At 61.9% G+C, this 24896-nt stretch carries 25 protein-coding genes and 1 pseudogene; 18 read left to right on the top strand and 8 right to left on the bottom strand.

Translation table 11 applies throughout. The features are described 5' to 3' along the window. Positions 1-15: 15 nt before the first annotated feature. The gene (locus AC5ZG1_RS35115; RefSeq protein ID WP_496135591.1) at positions 16-420 is read right to left on the bottom strand and encodes a baeRF12 domain-containing protein; all 405 of its coding nucleotides are present in this window, start codon (positions 418-420) and stop codon (positions 16-18) included. 476 nt (positions 421-896) lie between these two features. Between AC5ZG1_RS35115 and AC5ZG1_RS35110 the strand changes: the two genes are divergently transcribed. The 12 genes from AC5ZG1_RS35110 (at position 897) to AC5ZG1_RS35055 (ending at position 10141) form a co-directional block, all read left to right on the top strand. Next, positions 897-1310, top strand: coding sequence for a cupin domain-containing protein (locus AC5ZG1_RS35110; RefSeq protein ID WP_496135590.1), 414 nt, complete (start codon positions 897-899; stop codon positions 1308-1310). A gap of 424 nt (positions 1311-1734) precedes the next feature. Then, entirely contained in the window at positions 1735-2340 is a 606-nt protein-coding gene (locus AC5ZG1_RS35105; RefSeq protein ID WP_496135589.1) for a sulfite oxidase-like oxidoreductase, read from the top strand. Continuing rightward, the gene (locus AC5ZG1_RS35100; RefSeq protein ID WP_496135588.1) at positions 2333-3079 is read left to right on the top strand and encodes a ferredoxin reductase; all 747 of its coding nucleotides are present in this window, start codon (positions 2333-2335) and stop codon (positions 3077-3079) included. Before AC5ZG1_RS35105 ends, AC5ZG1_RS35100 begins: the two co-directional genes overlap by 8 nt. Before the next feature lie 28 nt (positions 3080-3107). Further along, positions 3108-3317, top strand: a complete 210-nt coding sequence (locus AC5ZG1_RS35095) for a hypothetical protein (protein ID WP_496135587.1) — start codon at positions 3108-3110, stop codon at positions 3315-3317. Positions 3318-3332: 15 nt separating this feature from the next. Then, positions 3333-4019 carry an antibiotic biosynthesis monooxygenase family protein gene (locus AC5ZG1_RS35090; protein ID WP_496135586.1) on the top strand — a complete coding sequence of 229 codons (687 nt, stop codon included), beginning with the start codon at positions 3333-3335 and terminating at the stop codon, positions 4017-4019. 414 nt (positions 4020-4433) lie between these two features. Further along, positions 4434-5369, top strand: a complete 936-nt coding sequence (locus AC5ZG1_RS35085; protein WP_496135585.1) for a LysR family transcriptional regulator — start codon at positions 4434-4436, stop codon at positions 5367-5369. Positions 5370-5435: 66 nt separating this feature from the next. After that, positions 5436-6098 carry a peroxiredoxin-like family protein gene (locus AC5ZG1_RS35080; protein WP_496135584.1) on the top strand — a complete coding sequence of 221 codons (663 nt, stop codon included), beginning with the start codon at positions 5436-5438 and terminating at the stop codon, positions 6096-6098. 45 nt (positions 6099-6143) lie between these two features. Further along, positions 6144-6335: an N-acetyltransferase gene (locus tag AC5ZG1_RS35075; protein WP_496135615.1), complete on the top strand. Its 192-nt coding sequence runs from the start codon at positions 6144-6146 to the stop codon at positions 6333-6335. A gap of 277 nt (positions 6336-6612) precedes the next feature. Then, complete coding sequence (locus AC5ZG1_RS35070; RefSeq protein WP_496135583.1) at positions 6613-7173, top strand: cytochrome P460 family protein; 561 nt, start codon at positions 6613-6615, stop codon at positions 7171-7173. Positions 7174-7340: 167 nt separating this feature from the next. Next, on the top strand, positions 7341-7874 hold the full coding sequence (locus tag AC5ZG1_RS35065) for a DUF1993 domain-containing protein (RefSeq protein WP_496135582.1): 534 nt from the start codon (positions 7341-7343) through the stop codon (positions 7872-7874). Between the two features lie 434 nt (positions 7875-8308). After that, complete coding sequence (locus AC5ZG1_RS35060; RefSeq protein WP_496135581.1) at positions 8309-8749, top strand: sensor histidine kinase; 441 nt, start codon at positions 8309-8311, stop codon at positions 8747-8749. A 51-nt stretch (positions 8750-8800) separates the two neighbouring features. Continuing rightward, positions 8801-10141, top strand: coding sequence for an MFS transporter (locus AC5ZG1_RS35055; RefSeq protein WP_496135580.1), 1341 nt, complete (start codon positions 8801-8803; stop codon positions 10139-10141). A 157-nt stretch (positions 10142-10298) separates the two neighbouring features. On the opposite strand, the gene AC5ZG1_RS35050 is transcribed toward AC5ZG1_RS35055, so the two are convergent. The 3 genes from AC5ZG1_RS35050 to AC5ZG1_RS35040 are packed head-to-tail and all read right to left on the bottom strand — an operon-like array spanning position 10299 to position 12491. After that, complete coding sequence (locus AC5ZG1_RS35050; RefSeq protein ID WP_496135579.1) at positions 10299-10868, bottom strand: alpha/beta fold hydrolase; 570 nt, start codon at positions 10866-10868, stop codon at positions 10299-10301. Next, entirely contained in the window at positions 10855-10983 is a 129-nt protein-coding gene (locus AC5ZG1_RS35045) for an alpha/beta fold hydrolase (RefSeq protein ID WP_496135578.1), read from the bottom strand. Before AC5ZG1_RS35045 ends, AC5ZG1_RS35050 begins: the two co-directional genes overlap by 14 nt. A 2-nt stretch (positions 10984-10985) precedes the next feature. Further along, positions 10986-12491, bottom strand: a complete 1506-nt coding sequence (locus AC5ZG1_RS35040) for an MFS transporter (protein WP_496135577.1) — start codon at positions 12489-12491, stop codon at positions 10986-10988. Between the two features lie 330 nt (positions 12492-12821). On the opposite strand from AC5ZG1_RS35040, the gene AC5ZG1_RS35035 reads away from it, so the two are divergent. The 4 genes and pseudogenes from AC5ZG1_RS35035 to AC5ZG1_RS35020 all read left to right on the top strand — a co-directional run bounded on the left by AC5ZG1_RS35035 (position 12822) and on the right by AC5ZG1_RS35020 (position 15371). Then, complete coding sequence (locus AC5ZG1_RS35035) at positions 12822-13487, top strand: cytochrome P460 family protein (RefSeq protein WP_496135576.1); 666 nt, start codon at positions 12822-12824, stop codon at positions 13485-13487. A gap of 69 nt (positions 13488-13556) precedes the next feature. After that, a complete protein-coding gene (locus AC5ZG1_RS35030) occupies positions 13557-14474 on the top strand; it encodes an NADP-dependent oxidoreductase (RefSeq protein ID WP_496135575.1) in 918 nt (305 codons plus the stop codon). 89 nt (positions 14475-14563) lie between these two features. Next, positions 14564-14806, top strand: a pseudogene (locus AC5ZG1_RS35025) (methyltransferase domain-containing protein); the annotation flags it as partial. Positions 14807-14861: 55 nt separating this feature from the next. Next, positions 14862-15371, top strand: a complete 510-nt coding sequence (locus tag AC5ZG1_RS35020) for a hypothetical protein (RefSeq protein ID WP_496135617.1) — start codon at positions 14862-14864, stop codon at positions 15369-15371. Between the two features lie 528 nt (positions 15372-15899). Here the strand turns inward: AC5ZG1_RS35020 and AC5ZG1_RS35015 are convergent. From AC5ZG1_RS35015 to AC5ZG1_RS35000, 4 genes are all read right to left on the bottom strand, one after another. Beyond that, positions 15900-16445: a carboxymuconolactone decarboxylase family protein gene (locus AC5ZG1_RS35015; protein WP_496135574.1), complete on the bottom strand. Its 546-nt coding sequence runs from the start codon at positions 16443-16445 to the stop codon at positions 15900-15902. Between the two features lie 34 nt (positions 16446-16479). Beyond that, positions 16480-17097, bottom strand: coding sequence for a nitroreductase family protein (locus AC5ZG1_RS35010; RefSeq protein ID WP_496135573.1), 618 nt, complete (start codon positions 17095-17097; stop codon positions 16480-16482). Positions 17098-17296: 199 nt separating this feature from the next. After that, on the bottom strand, positions 17297-18214 hold the full coding sequence (locus tag AC5ZG1_RS35005) for an NADP-dependent oxidoreductase (RefSeq protein ID WP_496135572.1): 918 nt from the start codon (positions 18212-18214) through the stop codon (positions 17297-17299). A 555-nt stretch (positions 18215-18769) separates the two neighbouring features. Further along, positions 18770-19261, bottom strand: coding sequence for an OsmC family protein (locus AC5ZG1_RS35000; protein WP_496135571.1), 492 nt, complete (start codon positions 19259-19261; stop codon positions 18770-18772). A 977-nt stretch (positions 19262-20238) separates the two neighbouring features. Between AC5ZG1_RS35000 and AC5ZG1_RS34995 the strand changes: the two genes are divergently transcribed. Both AC5ZG1_RS34995 and AC5ZG1_RS34990 read left to right on the top strand, forming a co-directional pair. After that, positions 20239-21414: an efflux RND transporter periplasmic adaptor subunit gene (locus AC5ZG1_RS34995; protein ID WP_496135614.1), complete on the top strand. Its 1176-nt coding sequence runs from the start codon at positions 20239-20241 to the stop codon at positions 21412-21414. Then, on the top strand, positions 21411-24584 hold the full coding sequence (locus tag AC5ZG1_RS34990; protein WP_496135570.1) for an efflux RND transporter permease subunit: 3174 nt from the start codon (positions 21411-21413) through the stop codon (positions 24582-24584). Before AC5ZG1_RS34995 ends, AC5ZG1_RS34990 begins: the two co-directional genes overlap by 4 nt. Positions 24585-24896: the final 312 nt, after the last annotated feature.

The raw sequence follows: 24896 nt of genomic DNA, 5'->3' as shown, positions 1-24896 counted from the left end.
TAACGATGTGGCGCGTCAGGCGTCGGCGATGAGTGAGGCGATGTCTTCGAGCGGACGATGGCTGAAGTCCTTTGGGAGCTCGCCCAAGATCTTGCCTCTCAGGTCGCGGTTGAAATGCTTGCGCATCTCGCCGAGGGTCCTGGGGTCGGAGACGACGACCAGGTGTTCTATGGTCCCGTCCAGGCTAAGCTTGTTCAGGAACGCGGCCGTCGCTGCCGCGAAGTCGTCCTCGACGAGCCGCCTTCCATCGGGGTTAGCAGAACCGGTGCGATGCCGCGCACCCGGGCCTGAGTGGGCGGACGTAGGCGGAGCCGCGGTGATCTCGACCAAGTGCACCCCAGGTTTCACGCCTGTATTGTGGAACAGCCGGATCGTCTCGCCGTCAGCAACGGCTACGGTCGTACCGGTAGGTAGAATCATCCAAAGACCTCCCGTTCACGATCTCGCATTAACACGGCGGGCTATGATACTCGTATGCCGGCGTTCTGCTGCGCCGCTTAAGCTCCCGGCACGAAACTCTCCAGAGCAGGGCAGTCCCAACGACCGCCGAAAGGAATCGACGACAGATAGAAGATTGAGTCCATGGCGGTCGAAAGGAAAATCACCTGTCGCTATGGATTAGATAGCCGACCGTTATCGGAATGACTGAAAGACGCTTGGCACCGCTGCGGAGGGAGTGCGGCGCTTCCTTCTGCGAGCACTCGCCCGAGCGGAACTCTGGCCGACCGCGAAGAGATGTTCACGTGCCTACGGCCATCATAACGCGCGGCTATCGACTTCATGGCGTGACGTCATTTCCCATTCGCCGTGCGCAATCTCATGCTGATGAGCGTGAACGGCAACCTTTCGCCGCCACTCCGACACCCGAACAAGGGTCTACAATCAGGAGGCTACAAATGTCAGTGAAGCAACCGATTCTCACGCCGCCCCACGGCGGCGAGACGGTGACCTCGAACGGGGGCTCGAGCGTCGAGATGAAAGTGGAGAGCAGCCAGACCGGAGGCGAATATGGCGTCGTCCTGTGGACGGTGCGGGCCGGGGAGGAGCCGCCGCTGCACACCCACTCGCGCGAGGACGAACTGGTCTACGTGGTGCAGGGGCAGCTAATCGCGCGGGTCGGCGATGCGCGCGTCGAGGTCGGGCCGGGCGCCTACGCGGCTCTTCCCAGCGGTGTGCCGCATACAATCGAGGTGGTCGGCGACCAGGCGACCCTGCTGCTCAGCTTCGTACCGGGTGGGCTGGAGCGCTTCTTGGTCCCTCGGAAAGGCGAGAAGCCCGATCCGGCCGCTTTCGGCCTGACGTTCCCCTAGGGGCGGGGACCACGGCGCGCGGCGTTCGCGACCGTGTGTGCCCGCTCGGGCCCGGGTGCCGGCCGCGCGCGACCGCGCCAAATGATTGATTCCACGCGCCGGCCTAGGCGAGCGACGATGGCTCGAAGATTGGGTCTATGACGGAAAATCATCTCTCGCCTTGAAGTCGATAGCCGACCGTATCGGGATGGCAGAAAGACGCTTGGCTGCGGTGGGAGTGCGGCGCTTCCCATCGGCGACCGCGAAGCGGTGTTCACGTGCCTACGGGCGTCATAACGCGCGGCTATCGACTTCATGGCCTCACGTCATTTCCCATTCGCTGCGCTGAATTCCATGCTTCGCCTGTAACTTGCTGATCCGGCGCACAGCAGCTTAGCGTGTGCGGGACTAAGCTCCTTTCACCCGCCGACGGAGGAAATCCGCTATGGTCACTCGTGGTTTCACAGGCCGCCAATCCGGATCAGAACCATCGGACCGGATTCCCCCGGGACAGCACCTCGTCGACAATTTCCCGGTGCTTACGGCCGGCCCCACACCGCGAATCGAGCCCGCGGACTGGACTTTCACGCTCGAGGTCGGACCTCGTCCGCTCAAAGCGTGGAGCTGGTCGGAGTTCAACGCGCTCCCACGAACCAAGATGACACGAGACATTCACTGCGTGACCTCGTGGTCGAAGCTCAACACCGCCTGGGAGGGCGTGGCCGTCGACGACATCCTCGCCGACGCCGGCCTTAGCGCGCCCACTCCGTTCGCACTCGTACATTGCTATGACGGATACTCCACCAACGTGCCGCTCGCCGACCTCGCAGTGGGGAAGGCGATGATCGCGCTCAAGTACGAAGGCCAGCCGCTGCCGCGCGACCACGGGGGGCCGGCGCGCCTGCTCGTGCCGCATCTCTACTTCTGGAAGTCGGCGAAGTGGGTGAACGGGCTTCAGTTCACGGAGCGCGACGAGGCCGGCTTCTGGGAGCTGCGCGGGTACCACATGTACGGCGATCCGTGGCGTGAGCAGCGGTACACGAATGACTGAAGCGATTGTCGCACACGCGCGATGGCAGAGCTGTGCGATTATCGAGATCGCGACGAGAACGCCTGCTATCAAGAGCTTCTTTCTCCGCCTCTCCGAAACGTTCGACTATACGGCCGGACAGCACGTCGACGTGCGGTTGACTGCGCCCAACGGCTACACTGCCATGCGCAGCTACTCGATCGCCTCGGCCCCGAGCGATTCCAAGGTGATCGAGCTGGCGATCGAGCGCCTCCCGGACGGTGAGGTCTCCCCGTTCTTCCATGACGTCGCTCAAGTAGGCGACACGATCGAGCTTCGCGGGCCGCTTGGCGGACACTTTCTCTGGCCGGGACCTTCCAACAAACCGGTGCTCTTGATCGGCGCCGGCTCCGGCGTCGTGCCGCTCATGGCGATGATCCGGTATCGGGAGGCCAGCGGAGAGCCAGTGCCTGTCGCGCTGTTGCTCTCCTCCAGGACCTGGGGTGACGTGCTGTTCAGGGACGAGCTCCTCGAGCTCGAGACCTCGCTTCCCGATCTCGTCCTCGCCCTGGCTCTGACACGCGAGCCGGCGATGCGCCCGACCGACTTCAGCAGGCGGATCGACGGCAGGATGGTCGCTGACGTCGCGGGACGGCTGCCTGTGTCCCCCGGCTGCGCCTTCGTGTGCGGGGCGAACGCCTTCGTCGACATCGCGGCGGACGCTGCGCTCGCTTTGGGACTGGAAGCCGGGACGATCAAGACCGAACGCTACGGCGCTTGAGAGACGATCTCTCTCGCTCCGCGGGAGGATGATTTTCGAAGGCCAGATTATCCCTGCGGCCTGCGGCGATCAGGGCGCGCTGAATGCAAGGATACGCAACTGTGAACGAAACGGGAGCCACGCCGACGCTGTCAAAGACGATCGATCGCCGGCTCGAAGGTCTTCTGCCGCGAAAGCGGCGCGCATGGCGGTGCACTCCGGCATCGAGATCGAGATCGACTTCGTCGCAGCACTCTAGAAGCGGGATACGATCATGTTCTCAGTGATTTTCGAAGTCCTCCCCAATAAAGAGAACTGGGATGACTACCTCGACAACGCCAAGATTTTGCGCCCCGAACTGGAGCAGGTCGAAGGCTTCGTCGACAACATCCGCTACAAGAGCCTGACCCGCGAAGGCTGGATCCTTTCGCTTTCGAACTGGCGGGACGAGAAGTCGCTCGTTCGCTGGCGCACCCGCATGCGCCATCACCAGGTTCAGCAGAAGGGCCGCAACGAAATTCTTGCAGACTACCATCTCCGTGTCGGCCAGATCACCGCCGACAATAAGATGCCCGCGGGGTACACCCTCACTGAGCAGCGGCTCGACGAGACCGAGGTCGGGGAGGGAACTGCGGTCACGCTGATCAACGCGACGCGCCCTGCGGAATGGAAGCAGACCAACAACCCGTACCACTGCGCGGAGTGGCTCGGACTGAACCCTTGGGCCGCCAACTGCACGTCCTGGGACATCTTCGACGCCGTGCTCACGCCTGGCGACCTGATTTTGCTCATATCCTGGAAGGACGCTGCTGCAGCGCAGGCCTACGAGGACGCTTCCGCGCCCAATGACACGGCGAGGGTCCGGAGAGTGCGGATCGTGCGCGACTACGGAAAGTACGACCGTCGCGAGGCGCCTCAATACTACGCGGATGCCAAGGGCGGCGAGACCCTCCACGCCTGACATCTCTCCGTCGGAAGGGCCAGCCTGCCGCAGAGCCGGACTCTGCGTTCGCCCTGCCACCCAGTCCCGCATTTGGCCAGGCTTCGTGAGAAACAGAGGTATTGGCGGTTGACGAATTGTCGTTGAGGCTCGCTTCGCTCGTTGTCGAACAATTGATCCCAGCGGTGACGATCATGCCTTGGGATCGCGTACACACGGCGCGGCCGCCCGTCTGGTTCTCGCCCGCTTCGCAGCGCACGGACCCGGCTCTCTGAGATTCCTGAAAGCGTGTCCGTGAGTCCAAATCAATAGGCCTTGCCGTTCCAACGTGCGGACGCAAGTTGCATCTACGCCCCATGGTTGCGACGTGCCCCTCACGTCGTCGAGTGCAAGGCTCGTCAGTATCGACAGCCGCACCTTGACGGAGAACAATCCATGGAGCTTCATCAAGTTCGCTACTTTCTCGCCGTGGCGTTCACGCTCAACTTCACCCGCGCGGCCGAGCAATGCAACGTCACGCAGCCCGCCCTGACCAAAGGGGTGCAGAAGCTCGAGCGGGAACTCGGCGGCCAGTTGATCTACCGCGAACGCCAGCTGACGCAGCTCACCGATCTTGGAAAGGAAGTCCTTCCGATGCTGGAGCGCACACTGGCCTCGGCAGAGGCGGTGCGTCGCCGAGCCCAGGAGTTCCAACGCAAGGACGTCGCGCCACTCAAAATCGGCCTCGCCCCATCCATCTCGGCGTCGCTCGTCCTCGATCCGATCGCGGAGATCGCAAAGTTCGTCCCGGGACTTCACGTCGAGCTGCGCGAGGGCGCAGCGAAGAAGCTCGTCGAGCTCTTGCTTGAGGGCGAGATCAACGCCGCAATGGTCGGCGACGTGCAGGACGTGCCCGCCCGCATCGACGACTGGTCGCTCTTCGAGGAGCGCTACGTCGCTGTTCTCGCGCCGACACACCGGCTCGCAAATCGTCCCTCGATCGGCATCGATGACCTCCGTGAGACCATCTTGCTGGAACGCGCCGACTGCGACGTCGCCCCGAAGATCCAGCAATCGTATTTCCACGAGAAACCGCCCCAACTCGGCCACTGCAGCGGTCACGACTTGCACCTGCAGCACATGGCCGCCGCTGGTTTCGGCGTGATACTCGCGCCCGAGCACATGCCGCGCCTTCCGACGCTCAAGACCATTCCGCTCGAAGGTGACCCGGTTTCGCGGGAGGTGCGGCTCCTGGCCGTGCAGGGGCGCCGCTACTCCCCGGCGCTGGACGCTTTCGTCAAGGTCACGCGGCTTCGAGACTGGTCGTTCAAAGTCCCCGACCAGGGCGTGCCGCACGCAGAGATCCCCGGGGTGGCGACGGCGCCTGCATGACACGACACGTACGCCGGCGGCCAACAGCTTTCAGCCAATCGCTCCTCAGCCTGATGACTTCCACCGATGCCAAATCATACCGACAAGACACTCGCCCGGATTCGCACCGAACTGTTGACGACGTTCAGCGCCGCGGACTGGGAGTCATACAACCACCTCGTGGGCTGGCTCCGGGATACAGACGTGGCATCGCACGCCTTGAAGGTCGGAGACGACGCGCCGGACTTCCTCCTGCCGGACGCTGACGGCCGTCTCCACTCCTCCGAACAGCTGCGCCGCAACGGACCCCTCGTCCTGAGTTTCTTCCGAGGCGGCTGGTGTCCGTTCTGCGCCGCTGAGCTCTGCGCCCTCCAGGCCGCGAAGGATGAGTTCGAGAGCGTCGGCGCGTCTCTCGCAGTGGTGACACCCGAGACGAGGGACTTCCCTCGGCGGCTCAAGCGCAGCCTGGGCTTGGACCTGAAGGTGCTCTCCGACGTCGACTACGGCGTTGCGATGTCATATGGCGTGCTGTTCCGCGTGCCCGACGAGACCAATACGCATTATTCCGGGCTAGGGTTCGACTTCGGCGCGCGGCACGGGTCACCGGTGTGGATGTTGCCTATTCCCGCGACCTACGTGATCGACGCGGAAGGCCGGATCCGCAGCGCATTCGTCGAGCCAGACTTCACGATACGGGAGGAGCCGGCGCAAATCTTGGCCTCGCTGCGCCAGGCCGCTTCCAAGTCCTAGTGAGGGAGGCAGAAGGTGGATAGGGACATCCGGGACAATCCCGCAATGAGCCGGTTTGAAATGGCTCTCGGCGACAGCGCACTTGCAGTAGCGTACTACAAGGTCGAATGCAGTCGCGTCGTCCTGCTCCACACGGAGGTGCCACAAGAGCTGTCCGGCCCAGGGTACGGATCGCGGCTGGCGCATGGCGTTTTCGAAGCGTTACGATGCGATAGGAAAAGAGTAATCGCGAAGTGATGTCCTCCTACGCCGCCCTGCACCCGGAGTACGCCGCACTCCTCGACGGCTGATCGCCGACAGACGGGACGCCGGCGCGCACAGCGCTTTTGGACGACGATATCTCCCGCCTATCGAATGCATATCCAAAGGGAATTTCTAATTTCGTCGGCCGCGTCCGATCTTGTCTGTCTGGGCCCTCCGAGCAGACGCGGTGGGCTCCACAGCGATTGAAACAGTGATTGAGGCCGTTGCGCCGAGCCACCATGCCGCGCGCGAGCGGCAAAGGAGACCCTCCATGAAATTACCGACAACCGTCGGCCTGGCCGTCGCTGTCTCGCTGGTCGCCGGCATCGTGGCAGCGCTCGCGCAGATCAGCGGAACGACCGCGAACGTGACGGACGCCGCCGGGCACCTGCGCGTGCCGACGGACTACCGAACCCTCTACCAAGCGCTCGGGAGCTGGGCGATTGCGGCCGACAGCGGCCAGGGCTCGAAAGAAATCCACGCTGTGTACGCATCCCCGGGGGCGATCGACGCCTACCGGAAGACGGGGCACTTCCCGGACGGCGCCGTTCTTGTGAAAGAAGTCTTCGCGACTTCGACGAACGAGATGACCACCGGCACAGTAAGCCACGCCGACAAGCTCAAGGGCTGGTTCGTCATGGTGAGAGACGGCAAGGGAACGCATCCCGGCAACCCGTTGTGGGGCGACGGGTGGGGATGGTCGTGGTTCGATGCGGACAAGCCGCTCAAGACCACCTCGACGGACTACCATTCCGATTGCCAGGGGTGCCACGTGCCGGCCCAGGCCACGGACTGGATCTATGTGAATGGATATCCCGTCCTGGGTCACTAGGCGACCGCATGCGTGAGCGCAGTCCTCCCGCCGCAGTTTCGCGGAGGTTATGCCCGCAAGCTGGTGCGGAAAGAAGATTGCAGAGCCTCTTGTGACCATTCGTTTCGGTTTCGACCTTTCGGGTCCAACTGGCGTTCGGAGTACAAACGAGTGCATGGAGTTCGACGTTGTCTTTCCCGGTTTATGACATCACAGTCCCTGTCATGGTGCACGGACTGAACGTGATGAACGACTATCTCGACCAGGCCCAAGCGCTCGAGCGAACAAAGGGGATTGAGCCTGGAACGATCCTTGGCGAGCGGCTTGCATCCGACATGCTGACTTTCGGCGAACAGTTTTCCGTAAGCTGCAATAAGGTCGAGGCGCACATGGCGAAGCTGATGCAACGGGATGCGCCGGCACCCCGCAACACCCCGATGATGTACCCGGCATTGAAAGAGCGGCTCCTCGAGACCCGCGGCTTCCTGCAAAACGTGCAGCCGGACGATATTGCCGGCGCGCAGTCCCACACATACGAGCTGACGCCGCCCATCGTGCGCGGGTGGTTCGGCGGCGATGACTACATCCGGCACTTGGTGCTACCCGACTTCTTCTTCCACATCTCGATTGCGCACGCGATCCTTCGGCACCTCGGAGCGAAGATCGGAAAACGCGACTACCTCGGCAACCTCACTCAGCAGAGCGGTGGTGACTACTCGTGAGAGGCGCGTGAGGCGCCCGGCACGGGCCGAGGCCTTCAAGACAACAAAGCAAGTTCAGGGGACGCCGATAGTGAGCGAGTTGCGAGAGATCATTGGCGCGCTGCAAAGCGAAGCGGACTTCGAGGCTGGAGGCGCGAATTGCACGAGTTTCCATGAGACGTTTCGGCGAGACAAAGCCATGCATATGATCGACCTGCTCGCAAGCGGGGTTGCTCACGACTTTAATAATAGATTGCAGAGCATGGCCGGCGCCCTCAGCATGATACGCGCGCGCGTTGCCGCCGGGTGCACGTCTGACCTCGGTTCTCTCATAGAAGTTGCAGAACCGTCACTCGTGAGCGCTAGCGAGCTCGCGCATCGCCTTATGACTGTTGCGCGTAAAACGTTTCATCAATCAGACAATCTGTTTCACCTTTAACGATGCCCTCCGTTCAATGAGTGATCTGCTGCGCTGCGTCGTCGGAGAAGGAATCGTGCTACGTTTGGCTTTATCGGATTCAGAAACTCGGATCCGATGTGATTCTCACCTGCTCGAATGCGCGATCATAAACCTTGTGATGAACGGCCGAGACGCTATGCCCATGGGAGGTATCATAACAATCGAGACCAGCAAGTCTCACTCGCCAAAGGGCGACGATGGCCAAGAGTATGTTTCCCTCTGCGTCACTGATTCTGGATGTGGCATTACCTCCGACGTCCTGGAAAAGATGTTCGAACCATTCTTCACGACGAAGCCACAAGGCGCTGGAACAGGGCTCGGACTTCCAATGATCCGCCATTTTGTTGATCAGGCGCGCGGCCACATTGAAGTTCACAGCATGCTGCAACAAGGCACATGCATAAAGCTCTACTTACAGGCTGCCGCCGAAAGCTGAGAGTATGCGCAAAGTCGGCGGCCCAAAGGCCGCCTCAGAGATTGCATTCTGATGGGCGGCGTCGAATGTTTAACGGCATCTCAGCGCCGCTGGGCAATGCTCTGCATCTTGCTTGGACTTGGCCTAAGTTCCCTCGGAAGCGCGATCGTGAATATCGCCTTGCCAAATATATCGCGTTCATTCGCAAGTAGTGACGCGGCAACCGTTTGGGTCGTGAATGCCTATCAGCTTTCGGCAACGGTCTGCTTGTTGCCCGTTGCAAGTCTGGTCGAGTCACTCGGTCTGAAGCGCGTTTATGCCGCGGGTCTAGCTATTTTTGTTTTCGCGTCGTTAGGTTGCGCTTTCGCCCCAACATTGCCGATGCTGGTGAGTGCGCGCTTGATTCAGGGTGTCGGAGCGGCCGGGGTTGCTGTGGCCGGCGTTGCATTTGTACGCGTGATCTATCCGCACCGCATGGTCAGTAAGGGCCTCGCGTTGGTCGCATTAGCGGTGGCGATACCTGGAGCATTGGGGCCTACCATCGCGGCGACAATACTTGCCGCGGCAAAATGGCCCTGGTTGTTTCTGGTGAATGTGCCATTCGGCCTCGCGGTACCGCTATTTATTGCCGCTGCACCATCAGACGTTCGGGTTCCTCGCCCTCTGGATCTGATCGGGGCCGCTCTCAACGCGCTGGCGTTCGGGCTTTTCGTCGTCGGTGTCGGCACGCTGGGTATTGGCGATGGGCGCATTGCGATGGGAGGGATCGTCGCAGGCCTTTTCTGGTTCAGCCTCTTCGTTCGACAACAGCTTCAGCACCCTATGCCAATGCTGCCATTCGATCTTTTCCGCATACCTCTGTTTGCACTATCGGCGTGGACATCTGTCTGCTCCTATGCCGCACAAATCCTGGCTTACGTCTCCTTGCCGTTTCTATTTGAGGCGGGGATGCATCTTTCGGCCGTGGAAACAGGCTTTCTCTTGACGCCCTGGCCGGTCATGACTGCCATCACGGCTCCAATCGCCGGGCGCTTGACAATCCGCTACCCCGCCTCGGTGATTTGCAGCATTGGTTTGGCGTTGTTGGCGGCCGGTTTGCTTCTAATGGTCTTCTTGCCGACAACTCCGGCGAAGTGGGATGTCGTTTGGCGCCTCGCCCTTTGCGGTATCGGCTTTGGCCTTTTCCAGACCCCGAACAACACTGCGATGATGACGGCTGGACCCATAGGGCGCAGCGGGGCGGCGAGTGGGATGAATGCCGCGGCTCGCTACGTCGGATGGTCACTTGGTTCCGCCTTGGTCTCGCTGATCTTCGGCTTGGGCGGAGATCATGGCGCGGTCTTTTCTCTGGTCGCCGGAATGGCCTTCGCTCTGATGGGAGCCGCTACCAGCAACGCTCGTCGGTTCAGATAGCGTCAAAATGCCGGACGCCAGCACCTCGTCGAAGGTTGTGTGGCAATGTCTGCGCTGTCCGGGGCATAGATTTTCGGTACACACAGCGGCCGAGATCGCCAACGCCCGGCGCGTGGCGAATGTTTGCCTCCGCTAATGGGACCGAATAGGCCCGTTCCTACCCCCGTTGCAGCAACAGCGCCGTCAGCTCGTTTGGCATGTCGAGCATCACATCATGCCCGCACGCAAACTCCTCTCGCCACCAGCGGCGTTCTCCTGCGAGATCGTAAAAGCCGTCGAAATAAGGGCTGTCATAGCTCCGCGCCCGGATGTATCCGATGTTCGGAATCGCATCACAAGCGCCGCTGATCTGCGCCGGCGCTTCAAAAGTGGACAATGCTTGCACCGTGCACTGTCGGTCGACCCAATCGGCGTCTGCCGCGTTCACTGCCAAGAACGATGCCGGAGGCGGCGGGAGCTTCCAGCCATCGCCGTTCGCCGCGGCGAGTTCTCGGAATCTCTTGCCCATGTCGGGTACGTAGTCGAAAAGAGTTTTGCCGTTGTTTGGCACAAAGGCATCGAGGTAGATCAACGAGCGAATCCGGTCTGACATCCGGTCGGCGACGTGGCGCACGACAAATCCAGCATAGGAATGTCCGACCAGGACGATGTTGCGCAGTTCTTCCCAAACCATGAGGTTGGTGACATCCGCGATGTGGGTACCGAGGCTGACCTCAGGGCTCTCCAAGACCGGTCAGCGTCGGCGTGAACGCCCGGTGGCCTTTTGAGGCCAGGAGGCGGCGCACGCGAGTCCAGCACCAACTGCCGTGGAACGCGCCGTGGATCAGAACGTAATCTGTCATTCTTAAGCTTCTCCCGAGCCGCCCGCTATCGCCACGGCCGGCGTCGGGGTTGTTGCAGCTATAAAGGCGCCGCAGATCGACGTCGCAGCGGCTACGACGAGACCGACCTTGTAACCGGACTCGAAAGACGCGACACCGGCGGCCAAGGCCGCGCCGACAAGTTGCGCAATCCGGCTCGCCGCATTGTTGACGCCGGAGGCGAGCCCTTCGTCCGTCTGGTCAACACTCGACATGACGGATGCGGTAAGCGGCGCCACGAGGACGGCGAAGGACAGGCCAAGCAGCGCCATCGGTGCGATCACGCCGAGCATCAAGGATTCTTTCTGACCAAGCGCCATCCAGACGTAGGCCAGTGCGGCACCTGCCGGTCCGGCGACGAGCATGGTCCGCGCGCCAATCTTGTCTGCCAAGCCACCGAAGACATTCGACAAGAGCCCTACGCCGAGCGTGAAGGGCAGGAATGCCAGCCCAGCATCGGTCGACGACAGGGCGCGGCGATCGACGAGGTCAAAAGGTAGCAGGAAGAACATGATCGAAATCCCCGTATAAACCATCAGGGTCGCGACGTTCAGTCCGAGGAAAGCGCGGTTCTCTACCAGACGGGGCGGCGTCATCGGGTGTGCGCTTCCGCGCTCCCAGATCGCGTAGACGGCGATCCCGACAATGCCGAGTCCGGCGACGATCGTGAGTGCCGTGGTCGTCCGGGCGGAAGCGCCTGCTGCCGCCCAAGCTTCACTGCGTCCGATTTGGCTAAGCGCCCAGGCAAGCGCGCCGAGCGCCGAAGCCAGGATTGCGGCACCGATCACGTCGAACTGGCGCTGGATGCGGTCATCTTTGGGCGCGAAGACCAGCAGTACTCCCACCGCTACGAGCGCGAGCGGCGGGTTGATCCAGAACACGGATGGCCAGCCAAAGGCCTCCGTCAGCCAGCCGCCCAGGACAGGACCTCCGGCGGTGGTGAGAGCCGATGTCGCGGCCCATACGCCGATCGCCCGGTTCCGCTCAGCGCGCGGATAGGTGGCGCCGATCAGGGCGAGGCTGGCGGGGGTGACAATCGCCGCGGCCGCTCCCTGGGCCACGCGGGCAGCGATCAGCCAGGCCGGCGAAGGCGCCAGCGCGCAAGCCGCGGATGCCAGACCAAACAGGACGCAACCGAACGCGAGCATGCGCGCCTTGCCATAAACGTCCGCGAGCGCGCCGCCGATCAATGTCAGCGAGGCGAGCGCCAGCATATACCCGTTGAGAATCCATTGAACGGAGGCGAGGTCCGCTCCGAGGTCAGCGCGCAATCTCGGTAACGCAACGGGCAGCACTGTCGCATCGATGAACGCCATCGAGGACGCGATCACACAGGCCGTGAGCACCATGCGCCGGCCCCAAGGTGCCGTTTCCTGCCCGAGTTCTCGCGGGCAGGGTTCTGCATCGATAACGCCGCGGCCGCACTGCTCTATAAACGGCTGCGCCTCGTGGTGACAAGCTCGCCAACTCTGGTTTGCAGGAGTGGTCATTCGCAGTCTCGTTCTGCGTTGTAGCTGCTTCCGACAGCGTGGCGCTCGCCACCCGGCGAGGGAAATCGCCTCTCGCCATAGAATCGATAGACGATCGTTATTGCCTCGCCCGCGGCGTGAGGCCGCCGCGGTCTGCGCAACTTGCCTTGATTTACGAATGGAAGAGAGGACCGTCGCAGCAGCATTCTCCGCTGCTATCGAAACTATACATGCCGGCTATTGGAAAATTTCGTCCCGCGCTGCGATCAACGGTTAGCACTGTCGCAGATTTCATCGAGCAACGCCTGCGGCAACTCGGGCGGATATTACTCAGTTGCGTGGGAAAAAAGTATGGTCGTGGAGAAAAAAGGTTGGCGCCTTACCCTACTGATCGCCGGAGCGGTTTCCAGCGCAGTTGTCATAACGGCTGTATTCGGGCAGTCCGAATCCAGTAACGCCAACCCATCGACGAGGAAGCGCTATCTCCCGGAATATACCGCGTCCGGTGACTTGATCCTGCCGAAGGACTTCAACGAGTGGGTGTTCGTCGGCTCACCGCTCACTCCGAACGCGCTGAACGGCGGGACGGCGAACTTTCCTGAATTTCACAACGTTTATGTCGAACCGGGCTCATACGAGATCTACAAGAAGACAGGTGAGTTTCCGGAGGGAACGATCTTCTTCAAGGAGCTACAGCTGACGCTTCCAGCCGAGAACCCGGATGGATCGCGCACCGAGGCCTCCGGGCGAGGCTTCTTCCCCGGAAAGCTGAACGGCGCAGACGTTACGGTCAAGGATAGCAACCATTACGCCGACACCGGAGGCTGGGGTTACTATAACTTCAATCACCATGAGCCAACGGCTCCGACAGCCAAGCTGCAGCCAAAGTCCGAATGCGCGTTCTGCCACATGGCAAGCGCTAAGAAAGACGAGGTCTGGACCCAATTCTATCGCTGCTGGACAAATGAAATCGTCAACGAGCGCTACCGGTTCACGAACAGAGTGCCGCTGGCATGAGATGTCAAACGGGCTCTCATCGCTGGAACATATCCAGCAAAGAGACAACTAACCGAGGAAACAATTCATATGAAGGCGATCATCGTAACGGACCGGGCCGCGGGAACGGCGGGAATGAAGCTGGTGGAGCAATCCGAGCCGCAGGCAGCGATCAACGACGTCGTCGTTCAGGTCCATGCGTCGGGATTCACCTGGGATGAGCTGACGTGGCCCTCGACCTGGACCGATCGCTTCGGCCGTGACCGGGCGCCGGTAATTCCCGGGCAAGAGCTGGCCGGAGTGGTCAGCGGCCTTGGCTATGGCACGAGGGGACTGTCGGTCGGGCAGCGGGTGTTCGGAGTCACGGACTCGTATCGCGGCGGCACTCTGGCCGAGTATGTGGCCGTCGAGGCACGGAACCTCGCGCCGCTGCCGGGCGATGTCGACTTCGCGGTGGGCGCGAGCGTCGCGATGCCGGGCCTGACCGCGTGGCAGGGACTGTTCGTGCACGGCCGCCTTCAGGCAGGGCAGAGCATCCTCGTGCACGGCGTGGCCGGAGCGGTCGGTTCGATGGTCACCCAGCTCGCACGTGAGGCCGGCGCCTACGTCATCGGCACTGGACGCGCCGCCCACCGTCGGACCGCGCTCGACTTCGGCGCGCAGGAGTTCGTCGCTCTCGACAACGACGCCCTAGAAGACATCGGCACAGTCGATCTGGTTTTCGATATCTTCGGCGGCGACATCGCGAAGCGGTCCGCAGGCCTGATTCGAGCCGGAGGAACGCTGGTGACCGTCGCCGGCCCGACCGAGGCACGGCCTGCTGACGGCCGGACGATCGACTTTGTTCTCGTGTCCGATCGCGCCCAACTGGGTGAGATCGTTCAGCGGGTGCGGGACGGACGACTGCGGACGAACATCGGCAACATCGCGACCCTCGATGATGCTGTCGCCGCTTTCAATCCGAGCAAGCGGACCAGCGGGAAAACGATCATCCGCGTTCGCCCGTGAGGACTTGGGGACGGTGAGCGGTTCTGCGCTCCTCGTGGATCATCGTCGCGTTTTGGATCGTAGCGTAGCAACACAAGGAGACTGGTTGGATGCACAATTATGTCTTGGGGCATTCGAACCGGGAACTTCGCAGGCTGATGCTGCAGGCGGAAGACCTCCGCCCGATCACGACGCGCCTCCTGCGCGAGATCGGACTGGCGCGAGGCATGCGCGTCGTTGATCTCGGTTGCGGAGCAGGCGACGTGGCAATGCTCGCGGCGGAAATGGTCGGACCGACCGGGGCCGTCGTCGGGATCGACCGCAGCGCTGTCGCGATCGCTACGGCCCGCGAGCGCGCGCGCTGCTGGTCACGCCAATATCGAATTCGTGGAAGGCAATGCCTCCGAAATGACCGGCTCCGGAAACTGCGATCTGGCTATCGGCCGCTATGTCTTGGTCCACCAGAGCGACCCTGTCGCACTGATCCGCGCAGCGGCCACTCACGTCCAGCCAGGCGGCGCAGTTGCCTTCCACGAGGTATTCCTCCTCGGAACATGGTGGTCCTTTCCCCTGGTCCCGCTATGGGAAGATACCTCCGATCTCATCAATACGACGTTTCGCTCAGTCGTCACGTGCCCTGATGCCGGTGCGCGGATGGTGGAACATTTCTACAATGCGGGGCTGGAGTTGCCTCGACTGTTTTCGGAGACTCCGGTGGGCGGCGGCCCCGATTCGCCTCTCTACGCATGGGCCGCGGAAACCTTGCGTACGCTGTTGCCAAGAGCCGAGGAAATCGGCCTTGTGGCACGCGGCGAGATCGATATCGACAGGCTTGAGGACCACCTGCGCCAAGCGGTGACGGCGGTCCATGCTCAGATAGGCTTTGCCCATCAGCACTGCGGCTGGGCGCGAGTCTGATGACGCGTTTTTCAGAATGGTAAACGGGGAGGATCGGCGAAGTCCGTATGTCCTTCTCGGGGGCGCTCTCTACGGCCTGGGCGCGACCGCGATTGGTTTCGTGCCGCTGATCGTCGGCCGCTTCCTGCAAGGCTTGGGCGAAGTCGTGATCCTGCCAAGGCCTTTCCAGGCCTTTCGCGCCGACAAGAAAGCCCGTGCGGTCGGCACCTAATCGGAGATCTTGTTATACAACTTCCACCTTCCGTCCCTGCAGAGAAGCAAAATAGGACGGAGAAACTCCATGGTCCAATGACTTTTGGCTATGGAATCGCTGCCATCGATGTAGCACCCACGGCAAGAAGCACTGGCTTTAGCGGGCAGTCGATCAGAATGATTTCGTGCTCGACGACGTAAAAAACCAAACCTTGTTGGCACATACCAAAGGCCCCGGACGCGCTCCAAGGCGCATCCGGGGCCTGGGCGCTACGTCCGCTTCACATAACAGCCCCGAGCACTCCAGGAGAGATGGTCGACGCGACCGGACGAAGTTCAGATCGAGCCAACCGGCGCAACGGCGGGAAAGTCCTTCTCGGGATCGAACACGTTATTGAAAAAGTTCGTCAGGGAGTACATGGCCACCAGCGCGACGATCTCAATGAGGTTCGCATCCGTGTAGCCGGCATCGCGGACGGCTTTCAGATCGGCGTCACTGACCTTGCCGCGGGTCTCGATGATTTTGCGCGCAAACTGGATGGCGGCGTCCCGCTTGGGGTCGCTCGCATGGCCCTTCCGAGCGAGAATGATTTCATTGGCCGGCAGCTTGGCCATATGATCGGCCGTAAAGCTGTGAACCGTCAGGCAGTAGTTGCAGCCATTCACTTCGGAGACAGCGAGGCCGATGCTGTCACGCGTCTTCACGTCGAGCACTTTGCTCATGGAGCCGAGGAGGGTGGCCCATGCGTTGAACGCGATCGGGCTTGCCGCGAAGGTCGCCATCATATTTGGGGTGAACCCGATGTTCTTGGTGAACATAGCGAGGGTCGGTTTCGAATCGGCCGGCACCTGTTCCGGCTTTAGAGCCGCAATTCGTGGCATCACAATCTCCGTAAGCGATCGGCTTCACTAATAATCAAACGAGATTCAACACTTCGGCCACTGGACGGCGTGGCTTCTGCGGCCAGTTTCCCGGACGCTCCGCCCCTATGGACAGCAGCATGACCGGTACTTCGTCCTTGGCCAGTCCGAACTCGCGATGCACCGCTTCGGAATCAAAACCGATCATCGGCGTCGAACCCAAGCCGAGCGAGCGGGCCGCATAAATCATCGCCGCCGCACCGAAGGTGCCGGTGCGTACTGCCTCGTCACGCTGGCGCTGCGGGTACTGCATGTACAGATCGCGTGCGGGGAGTTCCCAATCCGGTATCAACTTTGCCGGCATGATGCCCGCTTCCACCACCGGCGCCAGGCGCTCAGGTACTACGCTAGAATCGGCCAACTGGCCGCAGACGATGAAAGTAACGGCTGCTTCGGTGATCGCGGGCTGATTCCAGGCGATCGGAGCCAGCCGAGCCTTGGCTTCAGGCGTGCGCACCGCGATGAAACGCCAGTTCTGTAAGTGAAAGGAAGTCGGCGCAGTGGTGCCGATTCGCACCAGCTCGCGGATTTGTTCGTCGCTCAACGTGGCGGCAGGGTCATAGTACTTGGTGGCGCTGCGGCTCAGGATACAATCGATGACGGCGTTGGTCATGATGATTCCGTTAGTCATGGTGATCCCTATTCGTTAAGGAATGAGGTTGAGATGACGAATGCTTTCGCTCCCTTTGCTCGAAATGGCGCAGGGATGTGGCTCCTCTGACATCTCATGCCAGGGGGCCATGGTAGTTTCCTGGGTTGCGCCGGCGCGTCTGATGGGACGTGGCCGGCCGCGTGCGTCGAATGCGGGTCGCTCACGGACGAACGCGGATGATCGTCTTCCCGTTGATCCGCTTTGCCGGTTTGAAGGCGGCGATGGCATCGTCGAGTGTCGTGACGCTGCCGATGTTCGTGCGCAGTCGTCCGTCCCGAACCCGCTGGACGATCTCACTCAATTGGAAGCGATCGGACTCGACGACGAAGTCGACCGCGAGGCCCTTGGCGGGCCGTGCGTCGGCCGGCCCGACGATAGACACCAGCGTTCCTCCGGATCGAACTAGGCGCGCGGAGCGCTTCCCGATGTCGCCGCCGATGACATCGAACACCAGATCGACTCCGCCGACGTCTTCGAGGGCATCGTTGTCGAGGTCGACGAACTCCTTCGCGCCGAAGTCGAGCGCTTTCTGACGGTCGGCGGCGCGCCCGGTGCCGATGACGTAGGCGCCGGCCTCTCGTGCGAGCTGCGCCACCATCGACCCGACTGCGCCGGCCGCGCCGTGCGCGAGGACGCTCTGTCCCGCCTGAAGGCGGCCGTGCACGAACAACCCCTGCCACGCAGTCAGACCCGAGATCGGCAGGCTCGCGCCCACTGTGAACTCAACGTCGCCCGGCAACGGCGCGAGGTTGCGTGCCTCGATCGCCACATACTCGGCCAGCGTGCCGTCGCGATACCAGTCCGCGAGGCCGACCACCCGCTGTCCCACGGACAGCCCCGTCGTGCCATATCCGAGAGCAGTGACCACACCGGCCAGCTCGTGCCCAGGGATCGACGGCGTTCGTTCACGATCGAGGCGATCGGTCCAGGTCGAGGGCCACGACAGTTCGGTCCCGACGAATCCTGAGGCATGAACTTGAACGACGACGTCGTTGATCGCTGCCTGCGGCTGGGGTCGCTCCGCTTGCCTAATGCCGGCATTTCCCGCAGCCTGGTCCGTTACGACGATTGCCCTCATCGTCAACCTCCTCGTGTGTGGTCTGTCGTCATCTTCCGAATTGCCTTGCGGACGAACAAAAATACGATCGCGAAACTCGACGGTCCAATCACCTGTGGCTATAGAATCGATGCCAAGGACGCGAAACATCAAAGCGCGTCAGCAGCGGTGGAACGAATGCCCCGCGTTGGGCAACTGAGGACGCAAAAGAGCCGGAATGCGCGGAAGAATGCCGCTGCTGTTGGGGCTAACATCAGGAGGCGGCCGGATTGTCGTGAACGAGGCGCCATTGTATGCCGCGGCCATGCTGCTCGAACAAGGAAGGCCGACGGAGAATGCGAGAACGTTGGGTTGAGATTCGCGCCGGATCGGACGTCGCGCGAAATGTTGCCCATCCGAGGTTGGGGATCACGTCTTCCCCAAGACGACAAGGTCGGGTTCGGCGAGGGCCTGTACGACAGGAGCCGGTAGGCTTTAGCCCGTCGGCATCCCGCATCGCGGGTCCACCGAACTGGAGGCCCGGCGGGTATGATAGGCTGCGATGCTCGGGTGCAGGATCGACTGCGCGAGAGACGCTCAATCCGGAGTGATATTGGGGATCGGGAGTTGAGCCAGATCATCATCGTAGCTGGCCTGAGTGCTTGGGCTGTGGCCGGAAGTAGTAGCGTCCAGGCGCGTGTTAATATCCGCACCAATGCCGAGCATTTTGCCAACGGGACAGAGGTTTGCGGCTTCCAACAGGAAGGCGCGCTGCTGCGCGTCGAGTTTTCCTCCCAGCACTAGGGTGCGTACGAACGAATCTCTTTCGCCCTGAGCGCCATGGTGGAAGCTGACGCCAACTTCCAACCGCTCCAGCGGAAGTTTCTGGCGTCGAGCCTGAAAACGAACGCTCATAGCCGTGCATGCGGCAAGAGATGCGCTAAGAAGGTCGTAAGGATTGGGACCGGAAGAAATATGGCCGGCGCCATCCGGGCCGCCGACAGGAAATTGAGATTCGCCGACATGGCCTACCAGCGCGCCATGATTAGTGGAATCGCTTGCGACAACAACTTCGCGGGTCTTGGTCATGATTAGGTCCCGATTGTTCGAATGATTGATCCACGAGCATCGACGAGTGTGTACGCCAGAAACAGCGCAGAACAAGTCTTAGAGTTCGTGCGAGATCTCAGCGCCGCGTCCGCTCCGGCCGTTGTGTTCAGCAGCTAAATCCGGCGACCATCCGCGTAAAGCTATCATATCCATAACTGGCAGGAATGCACCGTGAAGTCAGTCGAAGCTCCGCGACGAGGAAATCCGTCGACGCGCCTCCTGAATGATCTTTCAGTTGTTTGGCGCGCAAAATGAACAATTCGGCGAAAAGGCGTTAGACATAAAAATGCGTTTGACGCATTCATGATGGTCGAGAGCGCCCCACGGTGTCCCGCGCGCATTCTTCCGTCTCTCGTACGGCGCGTACGAGCTTCTCTCGGAGCTCACTGCGCGAATCTCGCGGCGCCAGTTGTGCATGCCGCGACGGCATTGGGTGCGATTTAGCCACTGAACGCGGCTTAGAAGTCTCCGCAGAATAAAGCGCCGGCTTGAGTGCCAGCGGCTCGTGGGATTCCTCGCCACCGCATCACGCCGCGGGGCGAGCGGCAATAACGATCGTTTATCGACTCCATGGCGAGACGTGATTTTCTTCGCCGGCGTTGCAAGGTCATTCTCGAAAGCACCGTCGTGCCGAGCTTGCGCTTGCCGCGATCGACACGCGGACCACGATGGAAAATTGAAAAGGCAGGAGGCGATATGCAAAGCAATGACGCAATCGAAATTGTCGCGCCATGACCTGTCCAATTCAACGTGGCCAGATTGGCTGCTCGATCGTGTTCCGCCGGCGCCCGCGTCGCCGCCCAGCACAGCCAGGACTATTCCTCCTGGTAACCGCATGTCCCGGGCCTGAAGGTGCGCGCGCCGTTTGCAACATTTCAGGTTTCGGAGAAACGGAAGTGAGTACGACTGACAGAACCGAGCATCCGGCTCCGGTGCCCCGGCGCGATCGCGGTTCGTTGCGGCGCCTTCGACGACGTGGTGGCGCGTCGGTTGGTTTACTGTTCGCGCTGGCGCTCGCTGGCTGCGACGAGAAGGCACAATCGCAGGCGGCGGCGCCTCCGCCGGTGACAGTTGCACAACCGGTCAAACGTACGGTCACCGACTGGGACGAGTTCACCGGCCGCTTCGAGGCGGTCGAGGAGGTCCAGGTCCGCGCCCGCGTCGGCGGCTTCGTCAACAGCGTCGAGTTCAAGGACGGTGCGATTGTCCATGCCGGCGATCTGCTCTACATCATCGATCCGCGCCCGTTCGAGGCGGTCGCGTCGCAAGCCCAGGGCCAACTCGACGACGCGCGGGCCAAGGCAGAGCTTGCCAAGCGTGAACTCGATCGTGGGCTGAACCTGGTCCAGACCAGCGCAGTTTCGGTACAGGTCGTCGATCAGCGCCGACAGGCCTTGCAGGCGGCTTATGCGGCCGAGACGCAAGCCGAGGGTGCGCTGAAGGCCGCGCAGCTCAATGTCGAATTCACCCACGTGCTGGCGCCGATCACCGGCCGCGTCAGCCGGCATCTGGTGACGCCGGGCAATCTGGTGCAGGGCGCCGATAGCGGCGCGACGTTGCTCACATCGATCGTGTCGCTCGATCCGATCTACATCTATTTCGACGTCGACGAGGCCACCTATCAACGCAACAGCCGGCTCTGGTTCGAAGGCAAGCGGCCGAGCTCGCGCGATACGCCGAATCCGGTGCAGGTGACTTTAACCGGCGAGACAAAGCCTTCGCATGAGGGGAAGATGGACTTCCTCGATAATCGACTGGACATCTCGACCGCGACGCTGCGCAGCCGCGCGATCATCCCGAACAAGGATCTCTCGATCCTGCCGGGGCAGTTTGGCCGCGTCAGGATCATCGGCTCGTCACCTTACGAGGCGCTGCTGATTCCGGACACCGCTATAGCCACCGACCAGTCGCGCAAGATCGTGTTCGTGGTCAAAGAAGACGATACGGTGGAAGCAAGGCCGGTGGTGCTCGGGCCGCTCGATGAAGGGCTGCGCGTGATTCGCGAGGGCCTCAAGGAGGAGGATCACGTCATCGTCGACGGGCTGCAGCGTGCCCGCGTCGGCGCCAAGGTGACACCGAAAATGGCGCAGGCGCCGGCGGGCGACAAGGCTACGGCAGGTGCCAAGCCATGAATCTCGGAAGGCTTTCCGTCAACCAGCCCATCTTGGCGATGGTACTGTCGATCGTGCTTGTGATCGTCGGCACGATCGCCTACCAGACGCTGCCGGTCTCGGAATATCCGGAGGCGGTGCCGCCGACCGTTACCGTCACTACGACCTATCCCGGCGCCTCGGCGCAGACCGTATCCGACACCGTCGCCGCCCCGATCGAGCAGGAGATCAACGGCGTCGAGGACATGCTGTATCTCTACAGCCAGGCGACCTCGAACGGCCAGCTCACCATAACTGTTACCTTCAAGCTCGGCACCGATCTCGACAAGGCCCAGGTGCTGGTTCAGAATCGTGTCGCGATTGCGCAGCCGCGGCTGCCCGAGGAGGTCCAACGCAACGGCGTCGTAACCCGCAAGAACTCGCCCGACATCCTGATGGCGGTATTCGTGCTGTCCCCCGACGACTCGTTCGATCAGCTCTACATCTCCAACTACACGCTGCTGCAGGTCCGCGATCAGCTTTTGCGGCTCGACGGTGTCGGTGACATCCAGATGTTCGGCGCGCGCGACTACTCGATGCGGCTGTGGCTCGATCCCGACCGGATCGCTGATGTCGGTCTGACGTCGGGCGAGGTGCTGGCGGCAATCCGCGCCCAGAACCTGCAGATCACGGGCGGACAGATCGCGGAGCCGCCGATTGCCGACCGCGCATTCCAGCCGAACCTCGTCTTTACTGGCCGCCTCAAGGACATCGGGCAGTTCGAGGACATCGTGGTAAAGGCCGGCTCTGACGGCCGTACCGTGCGGCTACGCGACGTCGCACGGGTCGAACTCGGCGCGCTGTCCTACGCCACCAGCAGCCGCATATTGCGCAAATCGGCGGTCGCGATGGTGGTGACGCAACGGCCCGGATCGAATGCGCTCGCCACAGCGAAGGCAATCTCCACCACCATGGCGAAGCTGAAGGAGAGTTTTCCGAAGGGACTCGACTACAATATCGGCTACAACCCGACCGAATTCATCGCCCAATCGGTCCATGAGCTGATTAAGACGGTCTACGAGGCGATGGCGCTCGTTGTCATCGTAGTGCTGGTGTTCTTGCAGGGGTGGCGGCCTGCGATCATCCCGATTATCGCGATCCCGGTGTCGCTGGTCGGTACCTTCGCGGTGATGGCCGCGCTCGGATTCTCGATCAATAATTTGACGCTGTTCGGTCTGGTTCTCGCGGTCGGCATCGTGGTCGACGACGCCATCGTGGTTGTCGAAAATGTCGAACGACATCTCCAGCACGGTATGAGCCGGCGGGAGGCGGCGCTCAAGACCATGGAGGAAGTCGGCGGCGCGCTGGTCTCGATCGCGCTGGTGCTCTGCGCGGTGTTCGTGCCGACAGCTTTCCTGGGCGGCATCTCCGGGCGGTTCTTCCAGCAATTCGCCGTTACCATCGCGGTCGCGACCGCGATCTCCTGCTTCTGCTCGCTGACGCTGTCGCCAGCACTGGCCTCGCAGATACTTACTCCGCACGAGGAGAAACGTCCGCCGGCGCATTGGAACATCATTGCGCGCGGCTGGGACGGTTTCACCGCGCTGTTCAACCGCGTCTTCGATCGCCTGGCATACGGCTATGCGGCCGCCGCCGACTTCGTGATCCGGCACGCGGCGGTGATGCTTGTGATCTATCTCGCGCTGATTGGCAGCGCCGGCTGGCTGCTCGCCACGACCTCGCAGGGCTTCATTCCCGCACAGGATCGCGGTTACCTCATCATCTCGGTGCAATTGCCAGGCGCCGCATCGCTGGCGCGGACCGCTGAGGTGGTGCGCGAAATCGAGCGCATCGCGCTGGATACGTCAGGTATCGTCCGTGTTGGGGCGTTCAGCGGCTTCTCTGGCGCGACGCGCACGCAGGCCGGCAACGCCGCGGCGTTGTTCCCGGTGTTCGACGAGGCGGAGGCACGGCAGAAGAAGGGGTTGTCGGCCAACGCGATCACGGCCGATCTGCGCAAGCGGCTCTCGGTGATCCAGGGCGCTTTCATCATCGTCATTCCGCCGCCCGCGGTACCAGGCATCGGCACCGGCGGCGGCTTCACCATCCGTATCCAGGATCGGCAAGGCCGCGGCCCTGAGCTGCTGGCAGCCGCGACCGACGAGCTCGTCGCCGCCGCGCGGAAGTCGCCAAACCTGACCTCCGTCTTCTCGCCATTTACGGCGAATACGCCGCAGCTGTTCGTCGACATCGATCGCGTCAAGGCGCAGAAGCTCGGGCTGCCGATCGCCAACATCAATGACACCATCCAGACCTATTTCGGCTCGACCTACGTCAATGACTTCAATTTGTTCGGCCGCACCTATCACGTCACAGCGCAGGCCGATCTCCCATTTCGCAAGGAGACCTCCGACCTGGCGCGGCTGCGCACCCGCAACGCCGCCGGCGACATGGTGATGCTCGGCAGCGTCGTGGACTTCAAGAACATCTCGGGCCCCGACCGTGTCGCGCGTTACAATCTCTACTCCGCGTCCGAGCTGCAGGGTGAGCCGGCGCCGGGGGTGAGCTCGACGACGGCGCTCAACACCATCAAGCAACTGGCCGACGAAACATTGCCGAGCGGCTTTTCCTTCGAATGGACCGATCTGTCCTATCAGCAGGTGACGGGTGGCAATGCCGGCCTCTACGTGTTTCCGATCTGTGTGCTGTTCGTCTATCTGGTGCTGGCGGCGCAATATGGCAGCTGGACGCTGCCGTTCGCGGTGATCCTGATCGTGCCGATGTGCCTGCTCGCGGCTACCATCGGCGTGCGCATTATGGGCCAGGACGTCAACATCCTGACCCAGATCGGCTTCGTGGTGTTGGTCGGACTTGCGGCCAAGAACGCGATCCTGATTGTCGAGTTCGCGCGCGACATTGAACTAGAGGGCAGGTCGCGGCTGGAGGCTGTCATCGAGGCCTGCCGGTTGCGGCTGCGGCCGATCCTGATGACGTCGTTCGCCTTCATCTTCGGCGTGCTGCCGCTGGTGGTATCGACCGGCTCCGGCTCGGAGATGCGCCAGGCCGTCGGCGTTGCCGTGTTCTTCGGCATGCTCGGCGTCACGCTCTTCGGCCTGATCTTCACGCCGATCTTCTACATGATGGTGCGCAATCTCGCGGAAGGCAAGAATGAGGGCAAGCCGACTCAAACGATCGCTGCCGCGGCGGAGTGATTTGCGGGGCCGCCGATGCGCCATACAGCCGGAACACTCTCTCCGTTACACTGAGGAGCGCAGAACGCGCCTGGGCTCGGCGACGTACCGTCTTTGCCGAGGCCAGCATGCACGCCAGCATCGGAAGTATTTCCGTTCCAAGCTCGGTGAGCTGGGTCAGCTGGCGCTCGCGATGGCTGAGTTCCAGCTCGAGCCTCTGCACCCTCAGGGTGGGCAAATCGCTCGAAATTGCTGCTAGGCGAAAGAGGATCCGCGTCCGCCGTACCCGGCAAGACAGAGGGCGGCTGGCATTTCCCGAGTGATGGAGTACGA

This window comes from Bradyrhizobium sp. Leo78, assembly GCF_059512425.1.
Note: the sequence above shows the minus strand (reverse complement) of the source record. Positions and strands in the feature narration are given on the sequence as shown.

Excerpts from the sequence above, each read along its gene's own strand:
- AC5ZG1_RS35045 (WP_496135578.1), bottom strand. The coding sequence starts at position 10,983 with ATGACAGATTACGTTCTGATCCACGGCGCGTTCCACGGCAGTTGGTGC.
- AC5ZG1_RS35040 (WP_496135577.1), bottom strand. The coding sequence starts at position 12,491 with ATGACCACTCCTGCAAACCAGAGTTGGCGAGCTTGTCACCACGAGGCG.
- AC5ZG1_RS35020 (WP_496135617.1), top strand. The coding sequence starts at position 14,862 with ATGACCGGCTCCGGAAACTGCGATCTGGCTATCGGCCGCTATGTCTTG.
- AC5ZG1_RS35085 (WP_496135585.1), top strand. The coding sequence starts at position 4,434 with ATGGAGCTTCATCAAGTTCGCTACTTTCTCGCCGTGGCGTTCACGCTC.
- AC5ZG1_RS35075 (WP_496135615.1), top strand. The coding sequence starts at position 6,144 with ATGAGCCGGTTTGAAATGGCTCTCGGCGACAGCGCACTTGCAGTAGCG.
- AC5ZG1_RS35030 (WP_496135575.1), top strand. The coding sequence starts at position 13,557 with ATGAAGGCGATCATCGTAACGGACCGGGCCGCGGGAACGGCGGGAATG.
- AC5ZG1_RS35000 (WP_496135571.1), bottom strand. The coding sequence starts at position 19,261 with ATGACCAAGACCCGCGAAGTTGTTGTCGCAAGCGATTCCACTAATCAT.
- AC5ZG1_RS35070 (WP_496135583.1), top strand. The coding sequence starts at position 6,613 with ATGAAATTACCGACAACCGTCGGCCTGGCCGTCGCTGTCTCGCTGGTC.
- AC5ZG1_RS34990 (WP_496135570.1), top strand. The coding sequence starts at position 21,411 with ATGAATCTCGGAAGGCTTTCCGTCAACCAGCCCATCTTGGCGATGGTA.
- AC5ZG1_RS35100 (WP_496135588.1), top strand. The coding sequence starts at position 2,333 with ATGACTGAAGCGATTGTCGCACACGCGCGATGGCAGAGCTGTGCGATT.
- AC5ZG1_RS35060 (WP_496135581.1), top strand. The coding sequence starts at position 8,309 with ATGAGTGATCTGCTGCGCTGCGTCGTCGGAGAAGGAATCGTGCTACGT.
- AC5ZG1_RS35010 (WP_496135573.1), bottom strand. The coding sequence starts at position 17,097 with ATGACCAACGCCGTCATCGATTGTATCCTGAGCCGCAGCGCCACCAAG.
- AC5ZG1_RS35105 (WP_496135589.1), top strand. The coding sequence starts at position 1,735 with ATGGTCACTCGTGGTTTCACAGGCCGCCAATCCGGATCAGAACCATCG.
- AC5ZG1_RS35015 (WP_496135574.1), bottom strand. The coding sequence starts at position 16,445 with ATGCCACGAATTGCGGCTCTAAAGCCGGAACAGGTGCCGGCCGATTCG.
- AC5ZG1_RS35110 (WP_496135590.1), top strand. The coding sequence starts at position 897 with ATGTCAGTGAAGCAACCGATTCTCACGCCGCCCCACGGCGGCGAGACG.
- AC5ZG1_RS35115 (WP_496135591.1), bottom strand. The coding sequence starts at position 420 with ATGATTCTACCTACCGGTACGACCGTAGCCGTTGCTGACGGCGAGACG.
- AC5ZG1_RS35090 (WP_496135586.1), top strand. The coding sequence starts at position 3,333 with ATGTTCTCAGTGATTTTCGAAGTCCTCCCCAATAAAGAGAACTGGGAT.
- AC5ZG1_RS35005 (WP_496135572.1), bottom strand. The coding sequence starts at position 18,214 with ATGAGGGCAATCGTCGTAACGGACCAGGCTGCGGGAAATGCCGGCATT.
- AC5ZG1_RS35080 (WP_496135584.1), top strand. The coding sequence starts at position 5,436 with ATGCCAAATCATACCGACAAGACACTCGCCCGGATTCGCACCGAACTG.
- AC5ZG1_RS35035 (WP_496135576.1), top strand. The coding sequence starts at position 12,822 with ATGGTCGTGGAGAAAAAAGGTTGGCGCCTTACCCTACTGATCGCCGGA.
- AC5ZG1_RS35055 (WP_496135580.1), top strand. The coding sequence starts at position 8,801 with ATGGGCGGCGTCGAATGTTTAACGGCATCTCAGCGCCGCTGGGCAATG.
- AC5ZG1_RS35095 (WP_496135587.1), top strand. The coding sequence starts at position 3,108 with ATGATTTTCGAAGGCCAGATTATCCCTGCGGCCTGCGGCGATCAGGGC.